This window comes from Nostoc sp. FACHB-190, assembly GCF_014696905.1.
In the GTDB taxonomy this organism is placed as follows: domain Bacteria; phylum Cyanobacteriota; class Cyanobacteriia; order Cyanobacteriales; family Nostocaceae; genus Nostoc_B.
In genome coordinates, this window is sequence record NZ_JACJQW010000090.1 from 1 (window position 1) to 7,255 (window position 7,255).

Here is a 7,255-nt window from a genome sequence, read left to right on the forward strand (position 1 = left end):
GATCGCTCTCAATATACTCCGCCGAAATGGTCATACTTCCATCACAATTGCTCAAAGATTTCTCTCTCATGATATTGACAAACTTCTTGCTCTTGTGGAATGAAACAGCCCTGCCTTATAAAGGGGGGAAACTAAAAAACTAATTCCCTCCCCTTGTAAAGGGGAGGGTTAGGGTGGGGTAAACAAATATTCGATACATTACTACAGACTATGATGATTGCTTCAATCTGAAGCCTTAATGTTGCAACTTTAACCATTAATGTTCTAGCTTTAAGAGTCAACGTTATAACTTAAAGGCTTAATGTTGCAACTTTAACCATTAATGTTCTAGCTTTAAAAGCTAATATTATAATCTAAAGGGTTAATATTGTAACTTTAAGGGTTAATGTTATAACATTAATGACTAAAGTTTGTTGGTGAGTGCATGATAACAAGCGTGGTATTCTTGCAATTCTTTCCATGTCTCGCCCAAAACGCAATTTACAATCAGGCTTTTCCTAACTGTTATAACCCCGCAGTGCCAGGTATCGGAAATCTGAAATGTTGATTGTAGCGTACATCAGGGGCTTGTTATGAATCTTTAGAAACTTTTGACAAAAACGGTCTTAACCCATTATTCAACACCGCAATGGCAATTCCCCCCACAGAATCCCGACTAGCACCCACATCCGGCCCCGCAGCTTTGAGAATTTCGCGGGTTGTGGCAAATAAACTATAAAGAGAGTTCATGGCTTCCCGCACTAAACCTTGTTCCATTTGTAATGGTTGCACAGCAATGCGCGTCACCAACTCCACATACAGCGACCAAGCCGCCCTTTGTTCTGTGGTGTTAACTTTCCAAGACATGGAACCAATGCCAAAAGGTAGACTTAAAGAGACAGTTTCTAAGGAAACGCGATCGCGCATAACTATAACTAAGGAAATTTAACTATATTTAGTGAATATTATAGTAATTGATGAAACTCTTCTACCAAAGCCTTGCTCATAACCATCAAAAATATATATTGCGCGATCGCTCAATTAAAATGTGCATGTTAAAAAGCAAAAGTTTTATTTCACGCAAGGCGCAAAGAGTTATAAAAAGTTGGGCAAAGTCAAAAGTTTATTGAATATCTGCAATAATATTAAACAATTCCGATATAATAATAAATTTGTCTATTGCACTCATTTTTTGAGTATATGTCCAAAACCTACACCGTAGAACTGCTGCACCAAGGCAAAGTTCATACTCTGCAAGTTCCTGAAAACGAAACTATTTTATCAGTAGCTGAAGCTGCTGGTCTTGGTTTACCTGCTTCTTGTCATGCAGGTGTATGTACAACTTGCGCCGCGCAAATTACCGAAGGAACTGTAGATCAGACTGATGGTATGGGCGTTAGTCTAGAATTACAAAAACAAGGTTACACATTACTTTGTGTCGCTTATCCCCGTTCTGATTTGAAAATTGAGACTGAAAAAGAAGAAATAGTTTATCAGTTGCAATTTGGCAAAGACCAATAAAGTATGAAGTGTGAAGTCTGAAGGATAAAATTTCATACTTCATACTTCATAATTCATACTTCATTCCGCTATTCTAGAAACAATTAATAAAAAGGATGAACGGCGATGACTACTCATTTTATTACCGCAGAAATCGACATTCAAGAAACTCCTACTGAGTTGCAAAAAACAATTGAAGCTGAGTTGAAAAAACAAGGTGAACCTCTGCGTTGGGCAATTACATCTGTGGATGAAGCACAGCAGAAAGTTGCTGTTGAAGCAGTTGTTACTACAAGTGCTGAGTAAAAGCTGCATAGAAAACTCTCAATTTTCATGTTCAATCACATCCCGCCTAGAACTAAAGTTTCAGGCTCATAGTCAAAGTCCACTCAAGTGGACTGAAATACATTTTTAGTTGAGTCATCTTGAGATGACTTGCGCTATGAGACTCGGAATTCATTCTGAGGCGGGATAGATGCGCTACACAAATATTTCTTAAAGCTTTCAAACTGTCTTAGAGGATGTTTAAAAAGTCCTTAATAATGTGTCAAATCATTTTAGATCCCCCTAAATCCCCCTTAAAAAGGGGGACTTTGATTCTTTTTCCCCCCTTTTGAAGGGGGGTTAGGGGGGATCTGAATGTACTAAATAGCACAGTCAAACACTTTTTAAACTGTCCTAAAATATCTGACTACCTTATATATGACTCAGTGAAACCTAACAAAACTGTGATGTTGGGTTTCGCTATCGCTTCACCCAACCTACATCTACTCAGCACTTACAATGCGTCCTTACACTGCGATTTTAATTGTACCTACTGGCGTTGGGGCAGCGATTGGGGGATATGCGGGTGATGCTATACCTGTTGCTCGAACTTTAGCACAGGTTTGCGATTGCCTGATTACTCACCCCAATGTTCTCAACGGCGCAAGTTTATACTGGAATATCCCCAACGCATTTTATGTGGAAGGTTACGGGTTAGATAAATTTGCGGCTGGTGATTGGGGTTTACGTCCAGTCCGCAATAATAAGGTAGGTTTGCTTTTAGACCAAGGTATTGAACCAGATTTATTACTGCGTCACTTGCAAGCTGCTGATGCAGCTAGGGCAACCCTGGGATTAACGATTACAGATTATGTAATTACAGATGCTCCATTAAATGTAGAATTACGTACCTCAGCATCGGGGGCAAGTTGGGGAACCATTGGCAACCCAGATAGTTTACTGCGGGGTGCGGAAAAACTCATGCAAAAAACTGGGGCAGAAGCGATCGCAGTTGTCGCCCGTTTCCCCGATGATATAGATGAAGACGCTGTACAAAATTATCTCCAAGGCAAAGGCGTAGACATAATAGCCGGCGCAGAAGCCGTAATTAGTCATTTATTAGTTAGACATTTGCAAATTCCCTGCGCCCATTCACCAGCCCTCGCCAGCGCCCCTCCTTACCCCAATTTATCTCCTCGTTCCGCCGCCGAAGAATTAGGTTATACTTTTTTACCAAGCGTACTTGTAGGTTTAAGTCGCGCCCCGCAATTTATTGTCGAGAAACAATTATTTACATCTTGTCACGATGATATTTGGGCTGATCATATAGATGCTGCGATAGTGCCTGCAAACGCTTGTGGTAGCAGTGCTTTACTCAGTTTAAGTCAAAGCCGATGCCAAATAATTACCGTCAGAGATAATCAAACCCAAATCCAAGTTCCAGCCCAACCTTTAGGAATCAAATCCATCCAGGTAAACTCATATTTAGAGGCAATTGGTGTATTAGTAGCCCTCAAAGCCGGCATTAATCCCCATGCCTTAGTTAATGGTCAATAGTCCTTTGTCCTTTGTTGTTTGTGATTTTACCTCCCTTTTCCCCAATACGGTTTGCTTACTATCCCCTCTGTTTAAGGGGTTGGAGGGATCTCAAAATACTAAAACGTTAACGAAACCCTATTGCCTTGTTCCCAACTCCCAACTCCCCACTCCCTACTCCCTAACTCTGAACTCCCGTGGTAGAACAACAAAAACAAGACCCTGAAATTCCCTATTTAACCCGTACCCAAGTGCTGATAGCAATGGGTGTAACAGCAATTCTGTTGTGGACAGTTGCCAAAGTCTGGTTACGCTTTGGTGGCGTTTATTTATTCAAGTGGGAATGGAACCCAATAGATTTCTGTTGGGGAATAGGTGTAGGCTTTATCATCACCTCTTTAAGTGGTTTAGCTTATCGCTTATGGCCTGTTTATCGTCAAAGCGCGGATTATTATTTAGAACTAGTCTTAAGACCTTTAGCTTGGCCTGACTTAATTTGGTTGGGTTTACTACCTGGTTTAAGTGAAGAATTATTATTTCGTGGTGTAATGCTGCCGGCTTTAGGCTTAGATCATGTGGCAGTAATTGTCTCTAGCCTTTGCTTTGGAGTTTTACACCTCAGTGGTTCGCAACAATGGCCTTATGTAATGTGGGCAACTGTGATTGGATTGATTTTAGGATATAGCGCCTTATTGAGTGGCAATTTGTTAGTCCCAATTGTTGCCCATATTATGACCAATTGGATTTCCAGCTATTTTTGGAAAACGCAGCAACGTTAAATCTGTGGTTAGTTACTCAACAATGTTTTAGCCCCTCTCCGTGTCGGAGAGGGGTTGGGGAGAGGTTAATTATTTTAGGAAAGTATCAGGTTGGTTTGGAGCGTATTTGCTGCGATCGCAATTGCCTGTGGTAAAATGCGATGTTCTTGAATTTGAATCCGGGCGTGGAGTGTTTCTGGTGTATCATCCGGTAACACAGGCACAGCCGCTTGCATTAATATCGGGCCACTGTCAACTTCTAAACAAACTAAATGCACTGTACAGCCAGTAATTGTTACCTTTGCTTGCAAAGCTTGTTCTACTGCATGAATTCCCTTAAAACTTGGTAACAAACTCGGATGAATATTAATAATTCTGTTAGGAAAAGCATCAATTAACACCGATGTTACCAGCCGCATCCAGCCAGCCAAAATTACCAAATCAACATCATACTGACGCAAAGTCTGGACAATTTGTTGATCTAAAGTTTCTCGCTTTTTATATTCGCGGTGGTTTAATAAAACAGTTTCTACACCACGGTTAGCAGCGCGTGTTGCTGCTTTCGCTCCTGGATTATTGTAAATTAGAACTGGAATTTGGGCATTAATTTGGCCATTGTCAATAGCTTGAGCAATTGCTTCAAAATTGCTACCATTTCCAGAAGCTAGAATGCCAAGCTTAATTGGAGTATCACTAAATGGTAGTCCGCTAATATGGGGAGAAACCAAGCTAAAACTAGAATCAGGGCGAAAGGTCATAACAGCAACAAGGAAAATGAATAGATGCCAAAGATATATACTAATAAATCATGGTTAGATAATGATACATTTGCCGCTTGGACTTTTCTTGCACCCGCATTAATTTTATTAGGAATTTTTGTAATTTGGCCGATCGCCTATTTGTTTTACCTGAGCTTCACTGCTGGTAGTTTTACATCCACAGGTACTTATTGGGTAGGGTTAAAAAACTACTGGCGTTTGTTACTTAACCCTGATTTTTGGCAAGTTTTAGGCAACACAATTTATTTTACCCTGGCTACAGTCATCCCCAGCTTAATTATTCCTTTGGGGTTGGCAGTATTATTAAATCGTTCTCTAGCTTTGCGAGGAATTTTAAGAAGTGCCTACTTTTTACCTTCCATTATTTCTCTCGTCGCGGCTGGTTTAGGGTTTCGCTGGCTGTTTCAAACTACTGGCCCTGTCAACGCATTTTTAAATTCATTTGGTATTGCGCCCATTTCCTGGCTAGGAGATACCTTTTGGGCAATGCCTGTGTTAATTATTTTAAGTATTTGGAAACAATTAGGGTTTAATATGGTTGTTTTTTTAGCCGGGTTGCAAGCAATTCCTCCCAGTCGCTATGAAGCAGCCGAATTAGATGGTGCAAATGCTTGGCAACAATTTTGGTATGTAACTTTACCAGGATTACGCCCTACTGTAATTTTCGCCACCATCACCACAGCAATTTTCACATTACGGAGTTTTGAACAAGTTTACGTTATTACTGGCGGCGGCCCTTTAAATTCTACTAATTTATTGGTTTACTACATTTATCAAGAAGCCTTTGGTCAATTTGATTTTGGTTATGCGGCGGCGGCGGCGACAGTTTTATTAGCTGTAACTTTAGTTTTAGTGTATTTCCAATTACAAACTTGGGGCGAAGAATAGTTATTTTAGGCGTTCCATAAATGCGGGATGAATTAAGCATTTTTAGCAAGGTTAACTATCCATGTTTCGCGCCTTTGCGCGAAACAAAAAACATCCCTCTAATCAGCAATGCCTTATTTTAATTTGTGATACCAATTCACGCAATTACTGATACAAATTTTTTTCTCTGCACATCTGCTTCTGTTCGCCGAGCGTTCGCGCAGCGTCTCCGTCAGGAAAAGTCGAGGCGCTACTGTCATATCTGTATCATTTTTAAAGTGAAATGGTATGAGTAGCAATATCCCCGACTTCTTCAAGGAATTCGGGGATATTTTATGATTATTTCCTGACTTATGTCAGCATTTTTTGTTGTGAGAAACACATTTTTAGGCTACTTTACGTCAATTATCCAAATATTCTTTATTTATCATTCAGCGAATTATCTTGATTGGTGTAATCTCGATATACAGTAACTCTCACAATTGAGCTTTGCAATTATTGACACTCTGAGGTGAGTAACATGAGATTAATTTCTAGCCAAATTCCAGAAAAATCTGGTCAACAGCAGGATTTTAGTAGAAGTGATTTGCAAGGAATTGATTTAAGTGGTGCTAACTTGCGAGGAGTAAATTTAAGCGGTGCTAATTTAGCTGGTGCAAAATTAACTGGTGCAGACTTAAGTGAAGCAGATTTAACCCAAGTTAATTTGAGTAATGCTGATTTAAGTTATGCTAATTTGTGTGAGTCTTGCTTGTGGCGATCGCAATGTACTCACAGTAACTTTTGGGGTGCTTCTTTGTGTGGTGTAGATTTCACCGAAGCAGACTTGAGTTATGCCCAATTCATTGAAGCCTCATTAATAGAAGCTAAATTAATCAGAGCAAATTTGCAAGCAGCTAGTTTATCTGGTGCCATATTACTAGAGGCTAATTTAACAGAAGCAAATTTACATAGTGCAGACTTGACATGGACTAATTTAACTAAAGCCAACTTATTAAACGCCAATCTTTGGGAAACAAAAATCATCTATAGCAAACTCCGCCATACAATTATGCCTGAAGGCACAATTTATAAACCGGAAATCATGATTATTCATTAAATTTTTGAAAGATATAGCCTTTACTAGTACAGGTCGGCGGAAATAAACAGACCACACTTCGGCTACTTCGGCTGCGCTCAGTACAAGTACGCTCAGTGACCATAAGAAATTGCTAAAAAGCTTGTGGTATCGTTATTCTTTCTTTTTTCTTTTGCCTTGCTGTACTAGTCTGCTGAGATACAAACTTATCTTACTATCAATCTGGTGTAGGACTTACGCATAAAAACGAGAAATCAAGAGTTTTGGGAAAGGTTTAGGAGTATGGGGGCGTATATATCCAAAACCCTTACAATCCCATACTCCTAAACCCCTACACCCAGTCTCCACAAACAATCTTTGTGGGTAAGTCCTAAAGTGATGAAAAATCCTTAAGTATTAACGAAAATATCTGCATTGGTTAAAGACAATCCAGCACTGAGTGTAGCAAATTGGATTCTGGCGATCGCGCCTGTACCATCGGCATCAAAGAACAA

Annotated in this window: 7 protein-coding genes and 1 pseudogene; 6 read left to right on the forward strand and 2 right to left on the reverse strand. The window is 39.8% G+C overall.

Annotated features, from left to right (window positions below):
- Window positions 1-588: 588 nt before the first annotated feature.
- Window positions 589-906: pseudogene (locus H6G28_RS35840) on the reverse strand (hypothetical protein); the annotation flags it as partial.
- A gap of 273 nt (window positions 907-1,179) precedes the next feature.
- Between H6G28_RS35840 and H6G28_RS35845 the strand changes: the two are divergent.
- The 4 genes from H6G28_RS35845 (at window position 1,180) to H6G28_RS35860 (ending at window position 4,058) form a co-directional block, all read left to right on the forward strand.
- Complete coding sequence (locus tag H6G28_RS35845) at window positions 1,180-1,500, forward strand: 2Fe-2S iron-sulfur cluster-binding protein (protein ID WP_190594928.1); 321 nt, start codon at window positions 1,180-1,182, stop codon at window positions 1,498-1,500.
- Window positions 1,501-1,605: 105 nt separating this feature from the next.
- Window positions 1,606-1,785 (forward strand): DUF8621 family protein, encoded by a 180-nt coding sequence (locus H6G28_RS35850; protein WP_190594927.1) that lies wholly within the window; start codon window positions 1,606-1,608, stop codon window positions 1,783-1,785.
- 477 nt (window positions 1,786-2,262) lie between these two features.
- On the forward strand, window positions 2,263-3,300 hold the full coding sequence (locus H6G28_RS35855; protein WP_190678059.1) for a DUF3326 domain-containing protein: 1,038 nt from the start codon (window positions 2,263-2,265) through the stop codon (window positions 3,298-3,300).
- Between the two features lie 176 nt (window positions 3,301-3,476).
- Window positions 3,477-4,058 carry a CPBP family intramembrane glutamic endopeptidase gene (locus H6G28_RS35860; RefSeq protein ID WP_190594925.1) on the forward strand — a complete coding sequence of 194 codons (582 nt, stop codon included), beginning with the start codon at window positions 3,477-3,479 and terminating at the stop codon, window positions 4,056-4,058.
- Window positions 4,059-4,132: 74 nt separating this feature from the next.
- Here H6G28_RS35860 and purN read toward each other — a convergent pair whose 3' ends face one another.
- A complete protein-coding gene (gene purN / locus H6G28_RS35865; protein ID WP_190678061.1) occupies window positions 4,133-4,795 on the reverse strand; it encodes a phosphoribosylglycinamide formyltransferase in 663 nt (220 codons plus the stop codon).
- Window positions 4,796-4,819: 24 nt separating this feature from the next.
- Here purN and H6G28_RS35870 point away from each other — a divergent pair, with 24 nt between their 5' ends.
- Both H6G28_RS35870 and H6G28_RS35875 read left to right on the forward strand, forming a co-directional pair.
- Complete coding sequence (locus H6G28_RS35870) at window positions 4,820-5,704, forward strand: carbohydrate ABC transporter permease (RefSeq protein ID WP_190678064.1); 885 nt, start codon at window positions 4,820-4,822, stop codon at window positions 5,702-5,704.
- A 499-nt stretch (window positions 5,705-6,203) separates the two neighbouring features.
- A complete protein-coding gene (locus tag H6G28_RS35875; protein WP_190678067.1) occupies window positions 6,204-6,782 on the forward strand; it encodes a pentapeptide repeat-containing protein in 579 nt (192 codons plus the stop codon).
- The last annotated feature ends 473 nt before the right edge of the window (window positions 6,783-7,255 follow it).

What these genes read in the sequence shown, in the direction of transcription:
- H6G28_RS35875 (WP_190678067.1), top strand. Translation starts at nt 6,204, where the DNA reads ATGAGATTAATTTCTAGCCAAATTCCAGAAAAATCTGGTCAACAGCAG.
- H6G28_RS35845 (WP_190594928.1), top strand. Translation starts at nt 1,180, where the DNA reads ATGTCCAAAACCTACACCGTAGAACTGCTGCACCAAGGCAAAGTTCAT.
- H6G28_RS35855 (WP_190678059.1), top strand. Translation starts at nt 2,263, where the DNA reads ATGCGTCCTTACACTGCGATTTTAATTGTACCTACTGGCGTTGGGGCA.
- purN (WP_190678061.1), bottom strand. Translation starts at nt 4,795, where the DNA reads ATGACCTTTCGCCCTGATTCTAGTTTTAGCTTGGTTTCTCCCCATATT.
- H6G28_RS35870 (WP_190678064.1), top strand. Translation starts at nt 4,820, where the DNA reads ATGCCAAAGATATATACTAATAAATCATGGTTAGATAATGATACATTT.
- H6G28_RS35850 (WP_190594927.1), top strand. Translation starts at nt 1,606, where the DNA reads ATGACTACTCATTTTATTACCGCAGAAATCGACATTCAAGAAACTCCT.